This window comes from Streptosporangium sp. NPDC049248 (assembly GCF_040678965.1).
Taxonomy (GTDB): domain Bacteria; phylum Actinomycetota; class Actinomycetes; order Streptosporangiales; family Streptosporangiaceae; genus Streptosporangium; species Streptosporangium fukuiense.
In genome coordinates this window covers 233,388-257,359 of record NZ_JBFAQY010000005.1, presented here as the reverse complement: position 1 = coordinate 257,359, position 23,972 = coordinate 233,388, and the positions used below count along the sequence as shown (strand labels likewise).

16 protein-coding genes are annotated in these 23,972 nt (G+C 65.7%); 3 read left to right on the top strand and 13 right to left on the bottom strand.

Features of this window, described 5'->3' with window-relative positions; all coding sequences use genetic code 11:
• Nucleotides 1-153 precede the first annotated feature (153 nt).
• Nucleotides 154-1,110, bottom strand: coding sequence for a helix-turn-helix domain-containing protein (locus AB0K21_RS12810; RefSeq protein ID WP_364149610.1), 957 nt, complete (start codon nt 1,108-1,110; stop codon nt 154-156).
• A gap of 757 nt (nt 1,111-1,867) precedes the next feature.
• On the opposite strand from AB0K21_RS12810, the gene AB0K21_RS12805 reads away from it, so the two are divergent.
• Nucleotides 1,868-2,887 carry a peptidoglycan-binding domain-containing protein gene (locus tag AB0K21_RS12805; RefSeq protein ID WP_343968783.1) on the top strand — a complete coding sequence of 340 codons (1,020 nt, stop codon included), beginning with the start codon at nt 1,868-1,870 and terminating at the stop codon, nt 2,885-2,887.
• Here AB0K21_RS12805 and AB0K21_RS12800 read toward each other — a convergent pair.
• Nucleotides 2,868-3,182: a GNAT family N-acetyltransferase gene (locus tag AB0K21_RS12800; RefSeq protein ID WP_364149608.1), complete on the bottom strand. Its 315-nt coding sequence runs from the start codon at nt 3,180-3,182 to the stop codon at nt 2,868-2,870. The two genes, AB0K21_RS12805 and AB0K21_RS12800, sit on opposite strands and share 20 nt — an antisense overlap.
• A gap of 265 nt (nt 3,183-3,447) precedes the next feature.
• On the opposite strand from AB0K21_RS12800, the gene AB0K21_RS12795 reads away from it, so the two are divergent.
• Nucleotides 3,448-3,621, top strand: a complete 174-nt coding sequence (locus AB0K21_RS12795; protein WP_364149750.1) for a DUF397 domain-containing protein — start codon at nt 3,448-3,450, stop codon at nt 3,619-3,621.
• A 224-nt stretch (nt 3,622-3,845) separates the two neighbouring features.
• Here AB0K21_RS12795 and AB0K21_RS12790 read toward each other — a convergent pair whose 3' ends face one another.
• The 9 genes from AB0K21_RS12790 to polA all read right to left on the bottom strand — a co-directional run bounded on the left by AB0K21_RS12790 (nt 3,846) and on the right by polA (nt 21,662).
• A complete protein-coding gene (locus tag AB0K21_RS12790) occupies nt 3,846-4,196 on the bottom strand; it encodes a hypothetical protein (RefSeq protein ID WP_364149606.1) in 351 nt (116 codons plus the stop codon).
• A 126-nt stretch (nt 4,197-4,322) separates the two neighbouring features.
• Complete coding sequence (locus tag AB0K21_RS12785) at nt 4,323-9,347, bottom strand: LamG-like jellyroll fold domain-containing protein (RefSeq protein ID WP_364149604.1); 5,025 nt, start codon at nt 9,345-9,347, stop codon at nt 4,323-4,325.
• Between the two features lie 163 nt (nt 9,348-9,510).
• Nucleotides 9,511-12,540: a BTAD domain-containing putative transcriptional regulator gene (locus tag AB0K21_RS12780; RefSeq protein ID WP_364149602.1), complete on the bottom strand. Its 3,030-nt coding sequence runs from the start codon at nt 12,538-12,540 to the stop codon at nt 9,511-9,513.
• A gap of 313 nt (nt 12,541-12,853) precedes the next feature.
• Nucleotides 12,854-14,041: an SLC13 family permease gene (locus AB0K21_RS12775; RefSeq protein WP_343968769.1), complete on the bottom strand. Its 1,188-nt coding sequence runs from the start codon at nt 14,039-14,041 to the stop codon at nt 12,854-12,856.
• 129 nt (nt 14,042-14,170) lie between these two features.
• Entirely contained in the window at nt 14,171-14,770 is a 600-nt protein-coding gene (coaE, locus tag AB0K21_RS12770) for a dephospho-CoA kinase (protein WP_343968767.1), read from the bottom strand.
• Nucleotides 14,771-15,081: 311 nt separating this feature from the next.
• Nucleotides 15,082-15,531, bottom strand: coding sequence for a GNAT family N-acetyltransferase (locus AB0K21_RS12765; protein WP_343968765.1), 450 nt, complete (start codon nt 15,529-15,531; stop codon nt 15,082-15,084).
• Nucleotides 15,532-15,777: 246 nt separating this feature from the next.
• Entirely contained in the window at nt 15,778-17,274 is a 1,497-nt protein-coding gene (gene rpsA, locus AB0K21_RS12760) for a 30S ribosomal protein S1 (RefSeq protein WP_343968763.1), read from the bottom strand.
• Between the two features lie 221 nt (nt 17,275-17,495).
• Nucleotides 17,496-18,617 carry a polysaccharide deacetylase family protein gene (locus AB0K21_RS12755; RefSeq protein ID WP_343968761.1) on the bottom strand — a complete coding sequence of 374 codons (1,122 nt, stop codon included), beginning with the start codon at nt 18,615-18,617 and terminating at the stop codon, nt 17,496-17,498.
• Between the two features lie 351 nt (nt 18,618-18,968).
• A complete protein-coding gene (gene polA / locus AB0K21_RS12750) occupies nt 18,969-21,662 on the bottom strand; it encodes a DNA polymerase I (RefSeq protein WP_343968759.1) in 2,694 nt (897 codons plus the stop codon).
• 106 nt (nt 21,663-21,768) lie between these two features.
• Here polA and AB0K21_RS12745 point away from each other — a divergent pair, with 106 nt between their 5' ends.
• The gene (locus tag AB0K21_RS12745) at nt 21,769-22,149 is read left to right on the top strand and encodes a hotdog fold thioesterase (RefSeq protein WP_343968932.1); all 381 of its coding nucleotides are present in this window, start codon (nt 21,769-21,771) and stop codon (nt 22,147-22,149) included.
• A 215-nt stretch (nt 22,150-22,364) separates the two neighbouring features.
• Here the strand turns inward: AB0K21_RS12745 and AB0K21_RS12740 are convergent, their stop codons facing one another.
• Nucleotides 22,365-23,126 carry an amino acid ABC transporter ATP-binding protein gene (locus AB0K21_RS12740; RefSeq protein ID WP_343968757.1) on the bottom strand — a complete coding sequence of 254 codons (762 nt, stop codon included), beginning with the start codon at nt 23,124-23,126 and terminating at the stop codon, nt 22,365-22,367.
• Entirely contained in the window at nt 23,123-23,971 is an 849-nt protein-coding gene (locus AB0K21_RS12735) for an amino acid ABC transporter permease (protein ID WP_364149598.1), read from the bottom strand. The genes AB0K21_RS12740 and AB0K21_RS12735 overlap by 4 nt, the downstream gene beginning before the upstream one ends.
• Between the last annotated feature and the right edge of the window lies 1 nt (nt 23,972).

The window sequence follows — 23,972 nt, the reverse complement described above, 5'->3', positions numbered from 1 at the left end:
AACCAGCAAACAAGCCTCACCTTTAGCCAAGTTCACATAGCAATACAAGGAGAATCACCATAAATGCTGGGTGAGCACAGCCTTCAAGGTGAAGCTTGTCGACAGGCCGCTGATGTTCCGGCACCTTTGTTCCATGATCATGCCGGAAACCGGTTAGGACGTTGTTGACGTTTTCTGCGCGGTTATTGTCAATTCGTGCACGGCTTCGTCGTGCCGGGCCAGGTGCCGGTAGTCGCGGGGCGAGGTGCCGTACGCGGCGCGAAAGACCCTGCTGAAGTGCGCACCGTCGATGAAGCCCCAGCGGGTGGCGATGGCCTGGATCGGACGGGAGTCCAAGGCGGGGTCGGCCAGGTCGCGGCGGCATCGCTCCAGACGGCACTGGCGAATCCAGGCCGCGACCGTCATGCCCTGTGCCTGGAACAGCTTGTACAGGTGCCGGATGGAGATCTGGTGAGCGGCCGCGATGAGATCCGCGGTCAGAGCCGGGTCGCCGAGGCGGTCGCGGATGAAACGATGGACCTGGGCCAGCAGAGCCCGCTGCCGCGCCTCGGGCGACAGGCAGGCGGCGGCGTCGAGCTGGTGGGCGCAGCCGGCCGCGATCAGGTCCAGCGTGATGCCGCCCAGGGCGGCGCTGTCGGCCTCGGTGTAGTCCTCGGCGTTTCTCATCAGCTCGAACAGGTGGCCGGCCAGTACGGCGCCGATCCCGCCGCGGGCGGAGAACGGCACCGCGGCGAGCCGGCCGACGGTGCTGGAGCGCAGGCCCAGCGAAGCCCGGGGGAACTGGACGACCACGGTCTCGCTCCTGCCGTCCTTCGCCGACCGCCAGGCCCGGTAGAGATGAGAGGAATCGATGAGAATGAACTGCCCGGCGCCGAACACGGCTTCCCGGCCGCCCTGCGCCAGCGTGCCACCACCACTGACGATGAGATGGAGCTGGTAAACCTCCGGATCGCACTGCCGGACGAGCTTGGCGGTCCGCTCCGACCACAGCGCCGGGTGGGTCAGCGTCGACACCTGCGCCTCGCCGAGGTTCAGCACCCGCACCGAAGCCTGAAAGTCGGCGTCGCCGTCGATGCGAACCCGGGAGGGCAGGTGAGACTTCGATGCCATCTCGAACCAGGAGGGAAAACGATCCTCTGGAGCCAGGTTATCTGTCTGCAATTCCGTGACTACCATGTGTGCCCCCTGTGATTCAGGTCAAGTCCACGGATGTGGTGTACGGGTTCCGCCGGTAACGGCCCCCGTTCACCTCCGCTCCGCTCCAGGGGCGTCCATCCATGCGGCGCCCTACCGGGTGCTGCGCGAGGGTAAGTGGGGTGGCCAAGGGCCCGGCCCCCGTTCGTGCGGCGCCGTACAGCGTCTGCAACGGCAGCATCGCGGCCGGCGCCTGCGGCGGCGTGCCGAGGCGCCCGCCACGTGAGGGACAGGTGTCGGTGAACAGTGCGGCCGGGAACGACGCCTCGCGATGCCCGACCAAGGACCCGAACCCGCTACCCGCCGGGCCGGTTCTCCGCCTCACTCACCTGGCATAACGCCGGCATGAACCCGCCATCGTCCGAGGCGAGGCCGGAGCCCGCCACCTTCGGTGATCCCCTGGTCGGTATCGCGGGCCCCCGGGGCTCAGCAGCAGGGGGTCACTCCCCGGCGGCGGGAGCGGCGGCGACGGCGCCCAGGGTCGTCGGGACGGCGAAGAGAGCGGCGGCGATACGGCGGCGCAAGGATACTCCTTCATCGAGGTGATCGGCGGGTGCTGGGCCCGACACTGTGCTGGACGCCTCCTTCGCGGCAAGGCATATGAGTGGTCCACTATGGTTTGGTTTGTCCCTGCAGGTAGAGCTGTTCATCGGACCGGCGGAGGGAAGGGACGATGGCCGAGCGAGCGGAGGAGCCGCCCGACCCAGGGCGCGCGGGGAGCGCGGCGGAGTTCGTCGGTGAGATGCGACGGTTGCGTGCGTGGTCGGGACTGACCTTCCGCCAGTTGGAGCGCAACGCGGCGGGGGCGGGTGACGTTCTTCCGCACAGCACCTTGGTGGCCGTGCTACGCAGGGACCGGCTGCCACGGGAGGAGCTGCTGCGGGCGTACGCCCGTGCGTGCGGATGCGGGCCGGAGGCCGTCACCGCGTGGGTCACCGCCCGTAGAAGACTCGCGGTCGCCGAGGCCGCACCGGCCGACGTCTCCCCGGCGGTCACGCCCCGCCCGGCACCCCGCCCGCCCCGGCGGCGGTGGCTCGCCGTGGTGGCGTCAGGGACCGCGCTGCTGCTCGCCGTTGCCGGTGGCTCGGCGTACGTCTCCTCGTCCGCCTTCTCCCAAGGGAGCATCGCCGTCGAGGAGTGCCCGCGCCCGCTCATGGTCGGCGCGTACGGCACGTGTGTCAGAAGGCTGCAGGAACAGCTGCGACGGCGCGGCCTGGATCTGCCCGCCGACGCGTGGTACGGCCCGTACACCAAGATGCGCATGGTCGCCTTCCAGACCCTCGTGGGGCTGGCGAACACCGGAATGGCGGACGACGAGACGTGGTCAGCGCTCACCTCCGCCGGGTTCGAGGTCGGCGCCCGGTGGCCGGCCTCCCGGGTCGAGCGGCGGCTGCGCGAGGTGTTCACCGCCGACCCCTCGGGGGCGGTCGCCTTGGTGCACTGCCTGTCCAACGCCGACCCCCTGTGGATCTACAGCACCGAGCCCGGCGTGCGCAGGTGGGGCCTGTTCCAGTTCACCGACCTGGAGGTTTATCGCGCCGACGCAACCCAGGCGATGGCCCTCGACCCTGAGTGGAACATCCGCGCCGCCCATGCCCTGTGGCGGCGCACCGGAGACTTCCGGCACTGGTCGTGCCAGCCGGGGGCGCTGCCGGTGACCCCGGACAGAGAGGTCACTCGGAGCGCCAGATGACCTCGCCGTCCATCCGGGCATCGGTCGGCACGAGACCGAGGCGGCGGGCCAGGGCCGAGGAGGCGCCGTGGTCGGGGTGGATCGTCGCGACGACGTCGGTGACGCCGTGTTCCCTGAGCCAGGAAAGCAGGGCGAGCGCGGCCTCGCCGGCGATCCCCCTGCCCTGCCAGGGGGTGCCGACGACCCAGGCCACGGACGCCTGGCCGGCGGCCACGGTGGCCTGGACGTAGCCGACCAGGCGATCCGGGCCCTCCCCAGACGTAGGCCAGGTGCACGGTGTTGATGCCGTGAACATCGGAGCGAGTGTGGTCATGAGTTCCTCGGTGCTCCGCTGGCCCCGCGCGGCCTCTACTGTGAGGGCGGCAGCCGCTCTGGATCTTGTACTTGATCATGAGCGGCTGCTCTCGTTGCGCCGGGATCCCGTCACAAGACCGCATCGACTATGACCGCATCATCCCAGCTCACACAGCAAATGGCCGCTGCCGTACTAGAAATGATCAAAGAAGCGAGAGACCAATGGAAGCAACAGACCCGACCGGCCTCGACCTCTCCAAGGCCACCTGGAGGAAGAGTCCCTCAGCAGCGGAAGTGGCGGAAACTGCGTCGAAGTCGCCGAACTCCCCCGAACCATCGCCATCCGCGACAGCAGAAACCCCGCCAGCCCAGCTCTCACCTTCACCCCAGGCGGATGGCACACCTTCCTCAATGCCGTAAAGTCGGGCTACTTCGACTGATAGCCCCTACAGATTCTAAGCATCTAGATCTAACCAGAGAACCCTCCCTTTCAAAGAATCACCCACACCCAACCGCTTCAACGGTCGGGTGCCGACTTTGATGGGATGCACAGCTTCCCGGCGGCAGGTTCAGACTATAGGCAAAAATAGCAAAAAACGACTGGTAGGCATGAAAGATGTGGCTTCGGCTTGCTGCCGACTCATATGGTGATGGCAGTAGTAAACTACTTACTGAACCATTCCTTGGCTTCGACTCCGCGCAGCAAGGAGATGGTCATGACCATCAGTACCGCTGCGACCAGCGTGGCGATGTTCTTAGCAAAGATCGCGTAGAACAGCCCGTACAGGACCGAAAGTCCGCCCACGACAATAACTGTGATTCTTATCCAGTCCCACCGAAAGGAGCGAAGGGCAGCAAGCACTCCACAAAGAACCCCGAAGAAGACAGAAAAAACGGTAAGAGGCGGCAAGGCCCACTGCGCCCAAAGTGGGCTGAACGGCGCAACAAAGAGGATTGCGAGGCAAGAAAACCAGATGGCAGATTGGGCCCACAAAAGAGTCTGCACCTTAGCCATCTTTGAGTTCCGTTTAACGTGGTCTGGCTGGACCATTGAGCCTTCCCTCTCAAGTTGTAGGCCGGGTGGACGCAGCATGTGTATTCTGCATCCACCCAGCCTATGGTTACTGCCGCGGAGAATAGCTTAGCCCGGATATATCTTCGTGATGGCTTGACGCCATGGAGACTCCAGCCTCATGGGGTCCCCTAGATCCCAGCCACCGCTCTTGTAGTCCAGATTCACATTCATCGAGTGCCGAACGAACATGAACGCACATGCGAAGTTATCGCAACCCACCGTAAACGGTCTGACCTTGTCCGGCGGCGGGATCATAATAGATCGGCTACCAGCACTACCTTGCTTCGAATACTGAGCCGAGTCCTTCGAAACACTGAAGCCCACTCCTGGACCTCCTCCATCAAAAGCCAAACTGCCAAGCTTGATGGAGAACCCGGCGATGCTATCCAGCTTCAGCGAGATGCTCTTGAGTAGGGCTTTGTTCTTTTTAGCCTTCTCGAACGCTGGAGTGACATTGACCCTGGCCCACCCTCTGAGGTCATTAACATCGATCGCAGTTGGACCACCCACGAGCCAGTTGTTATATCCCTTATAGCGGAGGGCTCCTCCAGCTTCGAGGACCATTCCAGCCATGACAGTTTGCTTTCCGTAGGTGTCGAACCTACAGCCATCTCCAGCACAGTCGAACTGGTAAGCCGTGACATCGTTCGGATTAGGCCCTCTAGGGCCGCCTGCCGCACTGCATCCACTCGACTGTAAAGTCCTCGCCGCGACGCCCGCCCGTGAACCGCATGTATCGCCTTCCCCATCGGGGCCGGGACCTTCGATGACCATATCCATCCCTGTGGTATCTACCTCGATTACCACGGAGACGACCGTTCCCCAGCCACCGCACTTACCGAAGGAGAAATCATAGGAACCGCCCATGGAATTAGACTGTCGGTGCTCATCCCCCTCGCTATTAACACTTACTTCAGTCCATGTGTGTTGGACTGTTGCCCTAAGAGTGACGTCACCGTTTGGCGCATTGTAGGCCGTAGCATCACTGATGGAGACCGAGGAGTCCTCTCGCCGTCTATCTATAGCATCCATGCCCTGCTTCGCAGCGATCAGGTTCGCGTTGATCAAAGCAAGTTTGGCAGCCATTGGGTGACTAGGATCAAGCGTTCCGTTGGATTGAACTTCTAGCCGTGAGGTGCCACCGCCGATAGCTCCGCTCCATACATCCGGGTAGTGACCTTCCACCACGCCGTTTTGGATGTTGTAGTAATCTTCTAGCTTCGCAGTTAGCATTTGCGTCCCGACTGATGTCGGACACATCCTGGATCCTGGTGACTGAGGCGGCAACTCTACCTGCTTGGGAGTCACTGTGATGTTCTCCCAATCGCTTTTACCGAAACGGGTTCGTGCTGCTACGCGGAGAGTGTAGACAGTACCGTTGGACAGGCCCGTGACAGTGGCCGAAGGGTTCTCAACCTGAAGCGTGCGCACGATCTCATCACCAGGTAAGAGAACTTCCACATCGTAACCGTTTAGAAGAGCCAGTGACCCAGTATTTTCCGGCACTCCCCATGTTGCGATAGCCCCGCCGTCCCCAGGAGAAGCCGTCAGGTTGCGCACCTTACTCGGTGGCCCAGGCGCCAGATAGCCGACCGTGAGCGACATCTTTGTGATCGCGTTCGATGTACCGAAATTGATCACAAATTCACTGTCGGATTCCAGCAGCAGCCATGCTGACTCATCCCCGACGATGTCTCGTTTAGGATCGGTAATGCTGATGTTGTGGATCGAGCCTGCGTTAGTGCTCCTGGACAGATCAGCGGTCTTGGTCTCGGCGGCAACTTCGTTATCCAGGCGTGTTATCTTGATCGTAGCGTCTGTCGGGCAAGCGCTCTCACCACAGTTCGGTGTGCCGAGATCTAGCAATGACTCAATAGGAATGGATCCATCGGGAATCTCATTCAACCTAATTTTCACGACACTTGCCAGTTTGTCGCCGCCTAGTCCACCAACCTGGATCGTCGAGCTGTCAGCGAACGTACAGGCGGAGCCGTTACAGGCGTTAGGATCGATCTTCGCCATCTTCATGACAAAGTGATCCTGCTGGAGTGCAATCGGCGTTGGCTCGTATTCCTCCGGTGGCGCCTCACCCGGCACAGTGAAACTCACTGGATCGATCTTAGGCGTGCATACCTCCTGGGTACAGGTTTGCATCTGCCAAGTGTAGGTTCGCCCCGAGTGAACGATATTCGCGGGGATCTTCAATGAAGCCCGTTGACCACCATTAACAGTGAGTTCAGCGAGTGGGCTGGAGCCAACCGGCGCGCCGACGCTGTCATACAGGTAGTACTTGGCAGTGACCTGTCCTCCGGATGGACGATTGACCACACCAGACAGAATCGGCTGGTTCGGGTCGGCCATGCCGGTCTCGGTGTCGGTGGGCAGGTAGGGGGCGTCGGTGGTGATGCGGTAGTAGGGGCTTTCGCTGCAGGTCATCGGGGTGGCCCCGTTGATGCAGGCCCGGACGGAGATCTTGAAGCTGTCGACGTTGCTGACGTCGTAGGTGATGGACGCGGCCTGGCCGGAGGGCAGGTTGGCGTTGGTAGGCGGAGTGAGGTTGAGCATCCACTGGATCTCAGTGGGGCTCAGGGCACGGTCGTAGGCGCGGATCTCGTCGTAGACGGCCTTGACCGAGGAGTAGCTGATTCCGGCGTGCTTGCCGTTGCCGAGTTCGAAGGTCTCGTCGGCCTGCCAGGGGGTGGCGGTGTAGTCGGCTTCCGCGGCCTGGACGCCGTTGACGTACAGGCGGATCTTCTTCGCGACGGCGTCATAGACGCCTGCCAGGTGGGTCCAGGTGCCGATCTGCGCCGCCGCGGAGGACTTGATCTCCGTCACCGCGCTGCCGGCGGTGTTGTCGTGGTGCATCTGCATGTTCCACTTACCACCGGTGGATTCATAGCCGACGCTGAAGGCGCTGTTGACGGTGCCGCTCTGGCTGATCAGCGGGATGGTGCTGGTCCCGACGTCCAGGCGTACCCAACCGGCCGCGGAGAAGCTCTTGTCCGTACGCAGTACCGGTTCTTCGGTGGAGGCGGTGGACGGGGTGCCGGCGGCGCCGTTGAGGAACAGGGCCTTGCCGTCCTTGCCGTCGATCCACGAGTAGCGGTTGGCGATGAAGACCAGAGTGTTGCCCTTGCCGCTGGAGTCGGTGCCCCCGGTCCCCTCGGTGAAGCTCCACTTGCCGACCTCGCCGCCACCCGTGGTCCAGGTCGGGAGCGGAGCGGTGGATTCGACGACGGAGACGTAGTAGTCGATGTTCCTGCCGTCGACGGAGGTGCTCGTGTAACCGACCTTGGCCGAGCTCTCACGCACGATCGCGTGCTCGCCGTCCGTCGAGTCGACCGACTCGGCGGTCACCCTGGGGATCTCCGGCGGCAGGATGTACTGGGTGATCAGCTTGGGCGGGGTGGCGCCGGTGCCGGTCGTCTCCGCGGAGTGAAAGACCGCCGAGTAGCCGCTGTAGCGATCGACGTTCTCGGTAGGGCCCTCAAGCCCGATGCCATAGTTGGGCTGGCCCGCGACCCAGTCCTTGACCCAGTTGGTGATAGGCCAGGTCATCACGCCAGGGGTGAGGACATTCGTAGTCGGACAGGGAGTGGCCACGAAGTCGAGAGTGCCGGGCTTGTTGGACCAGGTCATCCTGCCCGGAGTCCAAGCAGTGTTGACACGGGTGGCGTACACCTTGCCGTTGCCGCGCTGGTGGCAGGCGGGTGACTCGGTACGCCAAAGCTGCATGGTGGAGGAAATAATGGGCTTACCGACCAGGCCGGCGACATCGAACCTCAGGTACGAGCGCCAGTAGTTGACCGCGTCCACCCCGTTGCAGCCGTAGTAGGCCGCACCGATCTTCAGCAGCGTGGCGCCCGGCTGGTCGTTGGTGTTGCAGTCCGCCCCGCTGGACAGCAGCGTGTCGGTCTTGACGGTCAGCGTGGAGGTGGGGTCCACCACGACCGGGAAGGTGGTGGCGGGGTCGGCCAGCCAGCCGGCGTCCGGCTTGAGGACCAGCGTCCGCCTGCCTCCGTCATCGACGACGGAGGTGGAGATCGGGGCGCTCCGCGAGACCGCGCCGGCGCCCGTGCTGTCCCACATCACCGGTCGCGGCGCCTGGGCGACGACCTTGTCCTTGTCGTCGGTGAGCTGCAGGCCGCCCTGCTTGGACTTGGTGAGGGTCAACTCCGGCGACTCCACCGGAATGCGGATCTCCAACGGCCCCTTGGGGCGCTCACGCAGCACCACGTCATGCCGGAAACCGGTGGGCAGCGCCGTGACGACCAGGTCCGCCCCGGCTCCTGCGGCGTCCGGGTAGGTGGCGACGTTGCCCTTCACCGTGGGACGGGGCAGTGCCCCGTCCCACAACAGGCTGAGGCTCTGTTTCGCGTCGCGTTTCATCACGGCGAACGGGGCACCGTCCCCGCCGAGGGAGAAGGCCACATCCGCCTTGGCCACCTTGGGCTTGAGGACACCGTCCTTCTCCACCAGCGTGGTGTCGATCCACGCCCATCTGCCGTCGTCCTGCTTGACCTGGGCGGGACCCGAGTACGACTCCGTCTTCAGGCTGCCGTCCGGGAAGGCCCAGGTGCGTGTGGTCTCGGTGAACGCGCCTGTGGCCTCGACCGGCCTGTTCTGCTTCCTGGCCTCCGCGACCGCCGCGCGCAGCGGGGCGTCGGGGTCCTCCGGGAGGGGAAACGGCGTCTGGACCGGCGCCGAAGGGGCAGGCGTGGGTGTCGGGTCGGCCTGCGCGGGCAGGGCGCTGCCCGACACCAGGAGCGAGGCGGCCAGGGCTGAGACGGTCACGACCGTGGTTGTGACCCGTCTGTTCGGTCCGCGCCGTGGGGGCGGCGCGGAAGGACGGTTCGGTAAGGGAAACCCCACCGGTGCCTCCATCGTGAAAGGGAACTTGACCGGCCAGGCGGTGGGATGGGAAGCCCGGCCGGAGATGATCACGGCAAGCATGCCGAACAGTGCTGTTGATCTTGTCTGGCAAAATGTCGCGATCTTGGTCGCGATCAGGCCGCATCCGAACAACCGCTTCGACGTCCGCCGCAGAGCACCGTCAAGGCTCCGCATGTTCGCGCTTCGCTCGTGGATCACACATGCGTCCCGGCAAGGGAACCTCCGGGCGAGGCGATGATCGGCCAGAGGCAACGGCTCAACGACCACCGAACAGATCAGAGCGAACCTTGGGCTTGCCAGGGCCTTGGAGCGCCGTCTCCCCGGAACGCACGGCGCGGGAATTCCCCGCCGAACATTTTATTCAGAGCGTCGCCAACCGTTCGGCGACAGTATCCGCCTCGGGCACCCCCATCGGAGCGAAAACGGCGAGGGCTTTCTCTAGATGAATCTTGAGGTCCTCTTTTTCGCCTAAAACCTCCATCGCTTCGGCGACCCTCTGGTGCGCACGCCCCTGAAAGTAGACATACCTCAGGTCCGTGGCCAACCGCAGAGCGGACCAACAGTGCTTCAGAGCCTCAAGCGGATCACCGCTGACGAGAAAAGCGCGACTCAGGTCACAGAGAATTTCGCATTCGAGCTCCCGGTCACGCAGTTCTCTCACCTGGACGAGAGCCCTCTCATGATACTCAATGGCCTTGGCATGAAACCCGTTCCACCCGTGATCCCTGCCAAGATTATTGATGGCATCGGCTTCAAGGCGAGGATTTTCCATCTCTCGCCCGATCTGCAGGGCTTCCATATGACATTTCAGAGCCGCCTCGACCTTACCGAGCCGCAGGTAGGCGTCTCCCTGGTACAGGAGAATGTAAGCATCTTTATGCCGGCTGTCTTCCTTCCGCACGTAAGAACGGCACTCCTGTAGGCTCTCGGCAGCCTCTTCGAATCGCCCTACCTGAAGGTACGCTATTGCCAGATGGTATAGCGCGCCTTGCCCGTCGGGGCGTTCACCGAGCGCTCGTTCGATTACGAGAGACTGCTCACAGATTTCAATCGCCTCGCCGGGCCTCCCCGTACGGATAAGACCGTACCCAATGTCCCGTAACGCCTTGGCTTCACCTCTGCGGTCTCCTGTCGCACGCCGCAGAGACAGGGCTCGCTGCTGGAGTTCCAGATAGTCGTCATAATTTCCAACAAAAATATAAGCGTACCCCAGGGAGCCCAGAACCTCAGCTTCGCCATGCAGGTCATCGAGCTCCTGGGTCGCGACAAGGCTGATCCTGTGAGTGGTGATCCAATCATCTATACGATCACGCAGATAGAAGAAACGAGACAGGGTTCGCGCCGTCTTCCAAGCGTGGTCATGCCAGCCTTGAAGGGCGCAGTAAGAAATCATGGACACGAGCGACAGATATTCCTCGTCCAACCAGGAGGTCGCCGCCTCAGGCCGGTCGAACGTCTTCTTCAAGCCATACTCGGATGGAGTGTCCGTCAGCATGCTGAGTCGGCCGGGGTCGAAGAGGTTCATAGCCCCGTCAGCCGTGTACAAATACCAGTCGAAGAGACGCGACAGTGCGTCACGCCGGTCAACCGTCCGGTCGTCGAGTTCGCTGCGGTCGCGCGCGTAGACACGCACCAGATCGTGCATCGCCAACCGTCCCACCTCCCCTCGCTGGATCAGGTGGGCTGCGACAAGCCTGTCGATCGCCGCTCGCCCCTCGCTGGAAGGCAGACCTGCCAGGACCAGAACGGCGTCGACTCCGATGTCGGGTCCGGGATGGAAGCCCATCAGCCGAAAGACCCGCCGAGCGGTTTCGGGTAACGCCCGGTAGGAGAGCTCGAAAGCGGCGCGGACCCCGGAGTGTGGATCCTCTCCGATGTCCAGGGCGACCAGTGGGTTCTCATCCCGGAGCCTTGCCACCATGTCGTCAACGGACAGGCTTGGCTGGCCCGTGAGGTGCGCGGCGGCCAGGCGGAGCGCCAGGGGCAGGTGACCGCAGAGCCGGGCCAGTTGGGACAGGGCCTCGGCTTCTCCGCGGACCCGCTCGGTTCCCAGGATGGCCACGAGCAGGTCCCGTGCCTCATCGGCCGAGAGGACGTCGAGAGTCATGCCGCGAACATCGTGAGTGACCCAGAGCCCTCGTAAGGAATCCCGGCTGGTGATGATCACCTTGCACGAAGGCGAGCCGGGGAGCAACGGGCGGACCTGATCGGGACTCGCCGCGTTGTCGAGCACGACGAGAACCCGCCTGTCGGCCAGGAGTGACCGATAGAGGGTCTCCCGTTCATCCACCTCCTGCGGAATCTCCTCCACGGCCACACCCAGTCCGCGCAGGAGGCGATGCAGTGCCTGTGCCGCCGCTACGGGCTGCCCCTGCGAATAGCCGCGAAGGTTCACGTACAACTGTCCATCGGGAAACAGTCCGGCCACCCGGTGTCCCCAGTGTGTCGCGAGCGCGGTCTTCCCGATCCCTGCCGTACCGGCGATGGAGGTGATCACCATGGCCGGGACACCGCCTTTGCCTGTGGACAACATCAGGTCCAGTTGCCGCAGATTATCCTTCCTACCGGTGAACCGGGCGATGTCGGAGGGCAACTGGCGGGGAATCGGCAGCGAGCGCGGAGCAACAGGCACTTCAAGGCGCCGTGGCTCCGGATCGAGTGACGGATCGGCCGAGAGAATCGCCTGATGAAGTCTGGCCAGGTCCTCCCCCGGCTCCAGCCCCAATTCGTTCCGGAAGTGCCGATGCACGATCCGGTATTCCTCCAACGCTTCCGCTGCCCGCCCCTCACGATAGAGGGCAAGCATCAACTGGCCGCGGAATTTTTCATGCAGTGGATTCTCGGCAACGAATCGCCTCAGCTCGGCGATGAGTTCCGAGTTCCCGCCCAGGGCGAGATCGACGTCGATTCGCTCGGTGAGAGTGACGACCCGCCGTTCTTCCAGCCCGGGACCTTCGGTCAGTTGGAACTCGGGGTGAGTACCGGCGAGCGCAGGACCACGCCAGAGCGACAGGGCCTCGCGGAACCGCTCCGCCGCCTGTGCGGCATCACCTGCGGACAAGGCCGTCCGAGCCTGTTCTACTTTGGTGTCGAAGACGTCAAGGTCCGAGGAACCGGCGGGGAGCTGTAGCGCGTACCCCGCGGGTGAGCTCGCGAGAGCGGCGATATCACCCAGTAGGCGGCGCAGGGACCACAGATGGTTGTGGAGCAGCCGCCGCCCGGAGGCCGGGACGGCACTTCCCCACAGTGCGACCAGCAGCCGATCATGTGAGACCACGCGGTTCGCGTTCAGCACCAGGACTGCCAACAGGGTCCGCTGTTTTTGCCCGACGATTGATACGAACCGCTCGTCACGCCAGATCCCCACCGGTCCGAGTACGCGAAACTCCATGTCTTCCTTTCTGGATTCCTTCGATGCGTCTCAAAAAGCACGGCAATTCTGGCGTACTGTTTCAACACATGTGCATACAGTCACATCGCCTTCGGGGCCGTCGTAATACACCGACGTAGCGTGTCAAACCATACAAGATCAAGATATTTACAAAAACCGAAGTGGTGAAACCTCTCCCGGATCCATATGAGGATCTTTTCCCTGCTTTATAGGGGGCGGAGGAGAGGTGAGCACCGCTGAATGCGATACCAGCACATGGGCCACTCGTCGGTGTCCCGGTGAAACCGAAATGGGCGTCGGTCGCCCGGACGGTTCAGGCGGTGAACAGCAGTGCCGCCACGGTGGCCGGGACGGCCACCGTGACCAGTACGGTCCCGGTCAGCATGAAGGTTCGCATCGGCACCCGTACTCCCCTGCGGCGGCACCACTCGAACCACAGCAGGGTGGCCAGGGAGGCCCACGGAGTGATCACAGGGCCGACGTTGGTGCCGATGAGCAGGGCGAGGAGGGGTTCCCGATCGTCGGTGGGAACGACCCGCTCCAGCGCGGTGTAGGCGGGCAGGTTGTCGATCAGGTTGGACAGCACCGCGCCGGCGGCCGCCACCCGGTAGGCTCCGTCGCCCGTGTCGGCACCGATCAGGGTACCCATCAGGGCGGCCAGGCCGTGCCGGCTCAGGGTGGGCACCACCAGGAACAGGGCCACCACGAAGATGAGCAACTGCCAGGGGACCAGGGCGAAGGTGAGCTTGGCGCGGTCGCGCCAGGCGAAGGCGGCGACCATCAGGGCCGCCCCGGCCAGGGCGGCGAACTGGATCGGCAGTTCCAGCAGGATCGCGGCGATGAACAGTACGCACACCCCGGTCGCGGTCCGGAACAGCACCGGGTCCGCGATCGGCTCGGGGATCGGCGGGACGTAGCGGTCGGCGCCGCGGCGGCCCCGGCGCCAGAAGAAAACCCACAGGAAGATCATGGTGATCGCGATCGCGACGAGCTGGGGGAACCAGAGCCTTCCGGCGAACTCGCGGGCGGACATCCCGACCCGCCCCACGACCAGCAGGTTCGTCAGGTTCGAGACCGGCAGCAGCAGGCTGGCGGTGTTGGCCAGCCAGAGTGTCGTCATGGCCAGCGGCAGCGCGGCGATCCCGGTCCTGGCCGCCAGGGCGAGCATGACGGGCGTCAGCAGCACCGCGGTGGTGTCCAGGTTCAAAAAGATGGTGACCAGCGACGCGAAGGCCGTGCAGAGCAGGAACAGCGCGGCGTGGTCTCCCCGTCCCAGCATCGCCAGCCGGGTCGCGATCGCGTCGAAGAGCCCGGCCTCCTTGACCAGGTCCGCGAGGACGACCACTGCGGCCAGGAAGAGCAGGATCGACGCGATCCGCTCCATCTCGCTCCACGCCTCCCGTACGGGAAGCAGACCGGTCGCGACGAACAGGAGTCCGAGGCCCAATAGTCCGAAGCGGATCCAATCCAGGATGCCCAGTCGTCGCAGCACATCGGCCATGATCGCACGCCTCACCTGGGCGGACCGGCCCAGGAGGGGTGATCGCGCTCGGTCGGTGGCACGGGCGACGCAGATCACCTGGATCCGACCAGGCCGGAGACCGCGGGGTGGGATCGGCCCCGACCTCGGTCAGCCGGCGGCGCGGGCGGTGAGGTCCTTCCAGAGGCCGTCCATCCTGGCCTCCAGTTCCTCCAGGGTCCCCTCGTTCGGTACCACGATGTCGGCGATCTCCAGGCGCTCCTCGCGGGTCGCCTGGGCGGCGAGCCTGGCCCTGGCGTCCTGCTCGCTCATGCCGCGCAGCTCGACCAGCCGGGCCACCCGCACCTCGTCGGCGGCGTCCACGACGATCACCACCTCGTACATGGGGGCGAGCCTGTTCTCCGCCAGCAACGGGACGTCGTAGATCACGATGCTGCCGGGGGCCGCCTGCTCCTGCAGCTCGGCGACCCTCGCACCGACCAGCGGGTGGACGATGGCGTTGAGCGAGGCCAGCTTCTCCGGGTCGGCGAAGACGATCGAGCCGAGTCTCTCCCGGTTGAGCGAGCCGTCCTCGTGCAGGATCTCGGTGCCGAAGACCCCGATCACGCGCGCCAGGCCCGGGGTCCCCGGCTCGACCACCTCACGGGCGATCTTGTCGGCGTCGATGACCACGGCGCCTCGGGAGGACAGCCGCCGGGAGACCTCGCTCTTGCCCGACCCGATACCGCCGGTAAGACCCACCTTCAACATGATCCGCAGCATACGCGGTACGGATCGCCCACCGGCGGCGTGGTCCCCACATCCTTCCGCCGGTCCGCGCCGGAAGGCCGCCTCGCCGCTTACGTCCCCTGCTCTCCCCCGCCTCACCGGCTGCCACACAGGACGGTCGGTGTCTCCCCTGTCGCCCGGGAGGGGTCATCACGTCCCGTCTCGCGCACCCTGGTAGTCCGTCGACGGGTGGCCGGAGCCGCCCTTCGCGGCGCCAGAGGTGGCTTCTGCCGCCCCTTTGTGTCGGTTGCGACCCCTTTCCATCCGCCGTATCGGAGGGCCTCTGAAGGCCCCTACGGCTCCCTGCGCATGTGCACCAGCGTCAGGTGGTCGCTCATCCGCTCCCTGCGGGTCTCGCGGTAGCCGTGACGGCGGTAGAGCCGCTGGTTGCCCTCCGACAGGTGCCCGGTGAACAGATCGAAGGCGAGTGCCGCGGCGGCCTCGTCGTGCAGTGCCGCCAGCAGCTCGCCGCCGATCCCCGCGCCCTGCCTGTCCGGGGCGACCGCCAGGCGGCCGACCAGGCAGGTCGTGCCGGACATCCGACCCCGGATCGCGCCCACGATCCGCGTCCGGTCCCGGGCGACGAGCACGATGGCCGTCTCGACCGCGCTGCGGACCTGGTCGACCGACTCCACCAGGGGCGCGATGAAGGGATCGCCGTAGAGCTGGGCCTCACCCACGTGGGCGGCGCGCTGCACGGTCAGGATCTCGCCTACGTCCTCGGGCTCCGCCCACTCGATCATGACCACGGCACCTACCCTAGCGGGCGATCAAGGTTCGTAGCGGCCTCCTGAAGAGCGCCCGGGGCTACCCGGAACACCGGGTCATACCCAGGAGACACGACGGAGGGCGGTTCCCAAGACGCCGCGTCGGCGGGGAGGCATCGGGTCCAAGGGCTCGAACAGCCACGCGGTACCGAAAAGACGCCGGGAACGCGGGAAGGGCCCCGCCGGAGCGGGGCCCTTCCGTTGGAACTTCTACCGCACAGGTCAGCTCTGGCCGCCCGCGAGCTTCTCGCGCAGGGCCGCGAGAGCCTCGTCGGAGGCGAGGGCACCCGACGCCGGAGCGGAGGAGCCGCTGGTGGAGCTGCCGGCACCCGAGGACGGGGTCTCGCCGGAGTAGGACGTGGGGGCAGCCTCGCCCGCCTCGGCCTCGGCCTTGCGGGCCTCCTCGACCTGCTTCTTGTGAGCCTCGAAGCGGGTCTGAGCCTCGGCGTACTGCCGCTCCCACTCCTCGCGCTGCTTGTCGAAGCCCTCGAGCCACTCGCCGGTCTCGGAGTCGAAGCCCTCGGGGTAGATGTAGTTGCCCGACTCGTCGTAGGTCGCCGCCATGCCGTACAGCGTGGGGTCGAACTCGACGTCGGCGCCGATCGCACCCTCGTTCGCCTGCTTGAGCGAGAGCGAGATCCGGCGACGCTCCAGGTCGATGTCGATGATCTTCACGAAGATCTCGTCGCCGACCTGGACGACCTGCTCGGGGATCTCGACGTGGCGCTCGGCCAGCTCGGAGATGTGGACCAGGCCCTCGATGCCCTCCTCGACGCGGACGAACGCACCGAACGGCACCAGCTTGGTGACGCGACCCGGGACGACCTGACCGATCTGGTGGGTACGGGCGAACTGCTGCCAGGGGTCTTCCTGCGTCGCCTTGAGCGACAGGGAGACGCGCTCGCGCTCCATGTCGACGTCGAGCACCTCGACGGTGACCTCCTGGCCGACCTCGACGACCTCGGAGGGGTGGTCGATGTGCTTCCAGGAGAGCTCGGAGACGTGAACCAGACCGTCGACGCCGCCGAGGTCGACGAACGCACCGAAGTTGACGATCGAGGAGACGACGCCCTTGCGGACCTGACCCTTCTGCAGGGTGTTGAGGAACGTCTGGCGAACCTCGGACTGGGTCTGCTCAAGCCAGGCGCGGCGGGACAGAACCACGTTGTTGCGGTTCTTGTCGAGCTCGATGATCTTCGCTTCGAGCTCGCGGCCCACGTAAGGCTGGAGGTCGCGGACGCGCCGCATCTCGACCAGGGACGCCGGCAGGAAGCCACGCAGGCCGATGTCGAGGATGAGACCACCCTTGACGACCTCGATGACGGTGCCGGTGACGATGCCGTCCTCGTCCTTGATCTTCTCGATCGTGCCCCAGGCCCGCTCGTACTGAGCGCGCTTCTTGGACAGGATCAGGCGGCCTTCCTTGTCCTCCTTCTGGAGAACAAGGGCCTCGACGTGCTCGCCAACCTCGACGACATCCGCCGGATCGACATCGTGCTTGATCGAGAGCTCACGCGAGGGGATGACGCCCTCGGTCTTGTAGCCGATGTCGAGCAAAACTTCGTCTCGGTCGACCTTGACGACGGTGCCCTCGACGATGTCGCCGTCGTTGAAGTACTTGATGGTCAGGTCGATCGCTGCGAGGAACTCTTCCTCGGAGCCGATGTCGTTGACCGCTACCTGCGGGGTGCTCGAGGTGGCCTCAGTGCTGCTCGTCATGTGTGGAGTTGCTCCGAACGCGGACAGATGTCGATGTGGCGAACGCGCGGCAGGCTTCTTACCGTCAGCCGAATGAATTCACATCGGCGTGATCGAGCGCGAGCCCACTCCGTCCGAGACACGCGCGAGCCCACAACGCAGCGATCAGCATATGAGACCAGACGGGTGTGGTCAATCCGACGACACTACGCTCCCGCGTGCCGAAAGGATAACGATCTCGCCTAATAGGCGTTGATCATCTCTCTCCGATCAACCCTGATACTACCCCGAAGCGCCCGTGGGACGGAGATGCGCTCGGGGTCGCCGTCCGCCGTGTAGCGCTGCCGGGGGTGCTTGTTCAGCCACTCCAGCCAGTATTGGGAACACCATTTCCGGCACTCGCCTTTTTTACCATTGCTCTGGATCCGCTGGACCGATCGCCGGTCGTAGTTCTTGGCGAACGGCGAGACCGACGGCTCGGCACCGGCCAGGAAGACGGCCTTGAACCGGTAGGAGACACCCTGCCACCTTCCCGACTGCACCGTGGACCTCTTGCGGGGCATCGCGCCGAACGGCAGCGCCATCGTCTCGGAGGGGGGCACGCCGAGCTGCTTCAGCAGCCGCTCGACCCGGGCGAGCTGCTCGGCGATCTTCTTCTTGGGCAGGCTCGGCAGGTGGGGATGGCCCCAGGTGTGGTTGGCCACCTCGAAACCCCGTGAGTTCAGCCACTGCACGGCCCGCGCCTGATCCTTGGCGTTCCGCAAGCCGAAAGGCTGCTGGTTGACCCAGAAAGTGGCGACGGGCCGGAAATCTGGGTGTTTCTTGGCCACCTGATAGATGATTCCGACCGCGGTGTTCCTGGCCGGGGTGCCGTCCGCCTCCAGCGCGAAGTGGCTGGGATGACCGTCGTCGAAGGTCAGCACCACCGGGTACTTGCCCGCGGGGATGTCCATCCTCCCGGTGGCGAACTCCCGCGCGGTGACCGGTACGTAACCGTCCCTGGCGAGCATTTCCAGCTCCTTGCGCAGCTGGGCGGGCGTACGGTCGATCGACGCCAGCCGCTTGCCGATGATCCGGTGGTACATCAGGATCGGGACCATGCCGGCCTCGTTGGCCTTCACCTGCCGCGCGAACTCCGGCGTGGCGGTGACCGGCGGCGGCAGCTCGGCCGAGGGAAGATCCGGTGTCGGCGAGGGGGTCGCGGACGGCGGGGGCGGACTGGACACCCGGCCCGTCCCGGAGACCCCGGCCGCGCCCGGCGGACCGGGTGGTGCCGGGAGCACCAGGAGCACCACCACCGCCACCGCGACGACCACCACATTGGTGAGCATGATGATCTGCGTCAGGGGGATTGGACTCCGCACAGCACTCCCGCGCCCGTTGAGCTTATCGACTGGATCACCAGCCTAGAACAGACTCGGACAGGCCCGACCAATCGGCGGAGTTCAGCCCTCCCGGGGAGGTCAGCCGCCCACTCGGAGGCGTCGTCAGTGCCCGCCCCTCCCCCGGAGGGACACTGAGCGGGCACCGAGAAGGCGGCCGTCGGTGACCGTCCCCGGCGGGGCACCGAGCAGGCAGGCGGCCCTCACCCGGCCGGTGAGCGGCTCCCAGCGGCCCCCGGCGCTTGGGGCGGTCGTCGGTGCCCGGGCCTGGGTGGCCCGTGTCAGCGGCCCGTGGCAGTGCCCCGCGTCGGCGTCCGGCGTCAGTGCCCGGCGTCAGTGCCCGGCGTCCTCCCAGGTACGGCCGACGCCCACCGAGACCGCCAGCGGGACGCGCAGGGCGTAGGCGGCGTTCATCCGGTCCGTGACCAGCTCGCGCAACGTCTCCAACTCACCGGGAGCCACCTCGAAGACGAGCTCGTCATGGACCTGCAGCAGCATCCGGGAGCCGAGCGCCGCCTCCTTGAGCGCGCCCTGCACGTTGAGCATGGCGACCTTGATGATGTCGGCCGCCGAGCCCTGGATGGGCGCGTTGAGCGCCATCCGCTCGGCCATCTCACGGCGCTGGCGGTTGTCGCTGTTGAGGTCGGGCAGGTAGCGGCGCCGACCCATGATCGTCTCGGTGTAGCCGTCGTTCCTGGCCTGCGCGACGATCGCGTTGAGGAAGTCGCGGACGCCGCCGAACTCCTCGAAATACCCCTCCTTGAGCGCTCTGGCCTCGGAGACGGGGATGTTGAGCTGCTCCGACAGCCCGAAGTCGGACAGTCCGTAGGCCAGGCCGTAGTTCATCGCCTTGATCTTGGCCCGCATCTCCCCGGTGACCTGCTCGGGCTCGGTGTCGAAGACCCGGGCCGCGGTGGCCTTGTGGAAGTCGTGCCCGGACTCGAAGGACGCGATCAGCGCCTCGTCGCCGGACAGGTGAGCCATGATGCGCAGCTCGATCTGGCTGTAGTCGGCGGTCAGCAGGGTCTCGAAGCCCTTGCCGACCACGAAGCCCTGCCGGATGCGGCGGCCCTCGGCGGTGCGGATCGGGATGTTCTGCAGGTTGGGCTTCTCCGAGCTGAGCCGGCCGGTGGCCGCCACGATCTGGTTGAACGTGGTGTGGATGCGGCCGTCGTCGGCGATCTCCTTGATCAGGCCCTCGACCGTGACCTTCAGCTTGGCCTGGTCACGGTGGCGCAGCATGATCGTCGGCAGTTCGTGCTCGGTCTGGGCGGCCAGCCAGGCCAGCGCGCCGGCGTCGGTGGTGTAGCCCGTCTTGGTCCTCTTGGTCTTGGGCAGGTTGAGCTTGACGAACAGGATCTCCTGAAGCTGCTTGGGCGAGCCCAGGTTGAACTGCTCACCGCCCACGGAGGCGTGCGCCGCCTCGACCGCCTGCTTGACCGCGGCGCCGAACTCGGCCTCCAGGCCGCTGAGATACTCCTTGTCGGCGGCGATGCCGGCCCGCTCCAGCTCGGCCAGCACGGTGACGAGCGGCAGCTCCACGTCGCGCATCAGATGGATGCCGCCCAGCGGCTCCAGGAACGCCTCCAGCGCGTCGGCGAGCTCGCCGACCGCCAGTGCCCGCAGGGCCAGGTCGCGGGCGGCGTCCTCGTCCTGGTCGTCGAAGAGGCTGGCCTGGCCGCCGTTGTCGGCCTCACCGCGCAGCTCGCGCCGCAGATAGACCCGCACGAGGTCCTCCAGCGGGAACGAGCGCTGCCCGGGCGTCGCCAGGTAGGCGGCGAGCGCGGTGTCACAGGTGAGGCCGCACAGCTCCATTCCCTGCGCCCACAGCGCGAGCATCGGGCCCTTGGCGTCGTGCACCGCCTTGGGCTTTCCGGCGTCGGCCAGCCACGCGCGCAGGGCCGCCTCGTCGGCCTCGGTCAGCGTGGTCGGGTCGATGAACGCGGCCCCGGCTCCGACCGCCGCGATGGCGATGCTGTCGACGCGGCCGGTGCCGCTGCCGTACGTGCCCTTGAAGGCCAGGCCGGCGCGGCCCTCGGGCAGCGCGCGCAGCCACGGGTCCACCTCGTCGGGGCCGAGGGTGACGACCTCGACCTCGAAGCCCTCCTCGGTCTCCGCCTCGGGCGAACCGATCGTCTTGAACAGCCGGTCACGGATCTCGCCGCGGAACTCCAGCGTGTCGAGGATCTTGTTGATCTCGTCGCGGTCGGCCGCGCCGACCGTCAACCCGGAGATCTCCTGCTCCAGCGGGACGTCGCGGATCAGCTGGGTCAGGCGCCGGTTCATCAGCACCTGGTCGAGGTGGTCGCGGAGCTTGTCGCCGACCTTGCCCTTGACCTCGTCCACCCGGTTGACCAGCTCCTCCAGCGAGCCGAACTCGCGGATCCACTTGGCCGCGGTCTTCTCCCCGACACCGGGGATGTTCTTCAGGTTGTCGCTGGAGTCGCCGCGGATGGCCGCGAAGTCGGGATACTGGGCCGGGGTCAGCTCGTACTTCTCCAGGACCGCCTCGGGGGTGAAGCGGGTCATGTTGCTGATGCCGACACGGGTCATCAGCACGGTCACCCGCTCGTCGACGAGTTGCAGCGCGTCGCGGTCGCCGGTGACGATCAGCACGTTCATGCCCTGCTCGGCGGCGCGGGTGGCGAGGGTGGCGATCAGGTCGTCGGCCTCGTATCCGGCCAGCGACAGGTGCGGCACGCGCACCGCGTCGAGCACCTCGTGGATCAGGCTCATCTGGCTGCGGAAGCTGTCCGGACTCGCACTCCGGTTCGCCTTGTAGTCGGCGTACTCCTCGTGGCGGAACGTCGGCTCGGAACGGTCGAAGCAGACCGCCACGTGGGTCGGCCGCTCGTCGCGGAGCACGTTGACCAGCATCGAGGTGAACCCGTAGACCGCGTTGGTCGTCTGGCCCGTGGTGGTGGAGAAGTTCTCCTCCGGCAGGGCGTAGAAGGCCCGATAGGCGAGTGAATGCCCATCCAGCAGCAGGAGACACGGACGAGTGGGGGTCGCTTCGTTCTTCGGCACAGCGAAAGCCTAGTCTCCTGGTACGACAGAACGTCTGACTCACCTGACAGGAGACGTCCCCTTGACCATGACCGACCCCGACGAGACCCGGTCCCTCCAGGAGCAGATGAGCGTCGCCCACGCGAACACGCTGGTGGAGCGGATGGGCATCGAGATCACCGAGGCCACCCCGGAACGGGTGGTCGGCACGATGCCGGTCGAAGGCAACAGCCAGCCGTACGGCCTGCTGCACGGCGGCGCCTCATGCGTGCTGGCCGAGACCCTGGGCTCGGTCGGCGCGGCGATGCACGCGGGCCGCGAGCGGATCGCGGTGGGCATCGAGATCAACGCCACCCACCACCGCTCGGCCACCTCCGGTCTGGTCACCGGCGTGGCCACCCGGCTGCACGGCGGCCGTACCCTCGCCACCTACGACATCGAGATCGTCGACGACCGGGGCCGCAAGGTGTGCACCGCGCGTCTCACCTGCATGCTGCGCGACGCCTGAACACACCCGGGCCGCCTTTTTGCCATCATCGAGCGACGATTCCGCTACGGTGGGTGACGGCGATGCCCGCGGGGAGGCCGAGTAGAAAACGTACGGGGTCGGGGAAGCTCCGTACGGCGCCAAAGGCCTCCCCCGGGCTCCCTGACCTCGGCCTACCTCGACCCTCATCGCGCGAAGGCCCGCACCGGGCGGGTGCGGGCCCTGTGGTACGAGACTCAGATGTCCGTGTGCGTCGGGTCGAGCACCCGGCTCAGGAAGGTCTTCGTGCGCTCGTGCCGCGGAGCGCCGATCACCTGCTCCGCCGGGCCGTCCTCCACGATCACGCCGCCGTCCATGAAGACCACCCGGTCGGCCACGTCGCGGGCGAACGCCATCTCGTGGGTGACCACGAGCATCGTCATCCCCTCCTCGGCGAGCTTGCGCATGACCGTGAGCACGTCACCGACGAGTTCGGGGTCGAGCGCCGAGGTGGGCTCGTCGAAGAGCATCAGCGCCGGGCTCATGGCCAGCGCCCTGGCGATGGCCACCCGCTGCTGCTGGCCACCGGAGAGCTGAACGGGGTAGGCGTCACACTTCTCACCGATGCCGACCTTGTCCAGGTTCTCCCTGGCGATCCTCTCGGCCTCGGCCTTGCCCCGCTTCAGCACCCGGCGCTGCGAGATCATCACGTTCTGCAGGACCGTCATGTGCGGGAACAGGTTGAACTGCTGGAAGACCATCCCGATGCCGCGGCGGGCGGCGTCGATGTCGACGTCGCGGTCGGTCAGCTCCACCCCGTGGACGACCACCCTGCCCGACGTCGGCTGCTCCAGCAGGTTCACACAGCGCAGCAGGGTGGACTTTCCCGACCCCGAGGGGCCGATGACGCAGACCACCTGGCCGGGGTCGACGGCGAAGTCGATGCCCTTGAGAACCTCGAGCTTGCCGAAGCGCTTGTGCAGGTCACGGATCTCAACCGCGTGGTTCACCGGAGTCACCGTCCCTTCGCCTGGCGCTTCTCCAGCCGGGACGCGAGATAGCCCAGCGGGATGGTGACCAGAAGGTATGTCACGCCCACGACCAGGATGGGCGTGGCGTTGGCATGGGTCGAGGCCATGTCGTTGCCGAACTTCGTGAGCTCGACGTAGTCACCGGAGACGCCGAGGAACAGCACCAGCGAGGAGTCCTTGAGCAGGGAGACGAACTGGTTGGTCGTCGGCGGGATCACGATGCGCACGGCCTGCGGGATGACGATGGAGACCATGGCCCGCGTGTACGACATGCCCAGCGAGCGCGCCGCCTCCATCTGCCCCTTGGGCACCGCCTGGAGGCCCGCCCTGAGCGTCTCCGCCATGTAGGCCGAACCGACGATCGTCAGACCCAGGATGCCCTCACCGTAGGTGCCGCCCGGCACCTGGAAGCCGCTCAGGGCCAGCGGCAGGAACAGGATGAGCAGGAAGATCAGCAGCGCGGGCAGGCCGCGGAAGATCTCAATGTAGGCGATCGCGATCCACCGGTAGGGCCGCACCGACGACATCCGCATCAGCGCGAACAGCAGACCGAGCAGGAAGGCGAAGACGAAGCCACCGACCGAGTAGATGATGGTGTTCTTCAGCGCGATCGTGAACAGCTCGGGAAGCGTCTTCTCCGCGACGTCGAGCCTGGCGAAGTTCTTTCCGAGCTCGCCCCACTCGATGGTCAGGGCCAGGAAGACGGCCACGGCCGCCAGTACGACGTACTGGACGGCCCGGCTGATCTGCTGTCTCTTACGGGGACTGAGCCCACTCCTGGCGGGGGCGCCCCCGCCGGGAGTGGGCTCGGTCGTCGTTGACTGGTCCGTCATC

Coding starts and splice junctions, on each gene's coding strand:
- AB0K21_RS12810 (WP_364149610.1), bottom strand. CDS start 1,110: ATGGCATCGAAGTCTCACCTGCCCTCCCGGGTTCGCATCGACGGCGAC.
- AB0K21_RS12805 (WP_343968783.1), top strand. CDS start 1,868: ATGGCCGAGCGAGCGGAGGAGCCGCCCGACCCAGGGCGCGCGGGGAGC.
- AB0K21_RS12800 (WP_364149608.1), bottom strand. CDS start 3,182: ATGTTCACGGCATCAACACCGTGCACCTGGCCTACGTCTGGGGAGGGC.
- AB0K21_RS12790 (WP_364149606.1), bottom strand. CDS start 4,196: ATGGCTAAGGTGCAGACTCTTTTGTGGGCCCAATCTGCCATCTGGTTT.
- AB0K21_RS12780 (WP_364149602.1), bottom strand. CDS start 12,540: ATGGAGTTTCGCGTACTCGGACCGGTGGGGATCTGGCGTGACGAGCGG.
- AB0K21_RS12775 (WP_343968769.1), bottom strand. CDS start 14,041: ATGGCCGATGTGCTGCGACGACTGGGCATCCTGGATTGGATCCGCTTC.
- coaE (WP_343968767.1), bottom strand. CDS start 14,770: ATGTTGAAGGTGGGTCTTACCGGCGGTATCGGGTCGGGCAAGAGCGAG.
- AB0K21_RS12765 (WP_343968765.1), bottom strand. CDS start 15,531: ATGATCGAGTGGGCGGAGCCCGAGGACGTAGGCGAGATCCTGACCGTG.
- rpsA (WP_343968763.1), bottom strand. CDS start 17,274: ATGACGAGCAGCACTGAGGCCACCTCGAGCACCCCGCAGGTAGCGGTC.
- AB0K21_RS12745 (WP_343968932.1), top strand. CDS start 21,769: ATGAGCGTCGCCCACGCGAACACGCTGGTGGAGCGGATGGGCATCGAG.
- AB0K21_RS12735 (WP_364149598.1), bottom strand. CDS start 23,971: ATGACGGACCAGTCAACGACGACCGAGCCCACTCCCGGCGGGGGCGCC.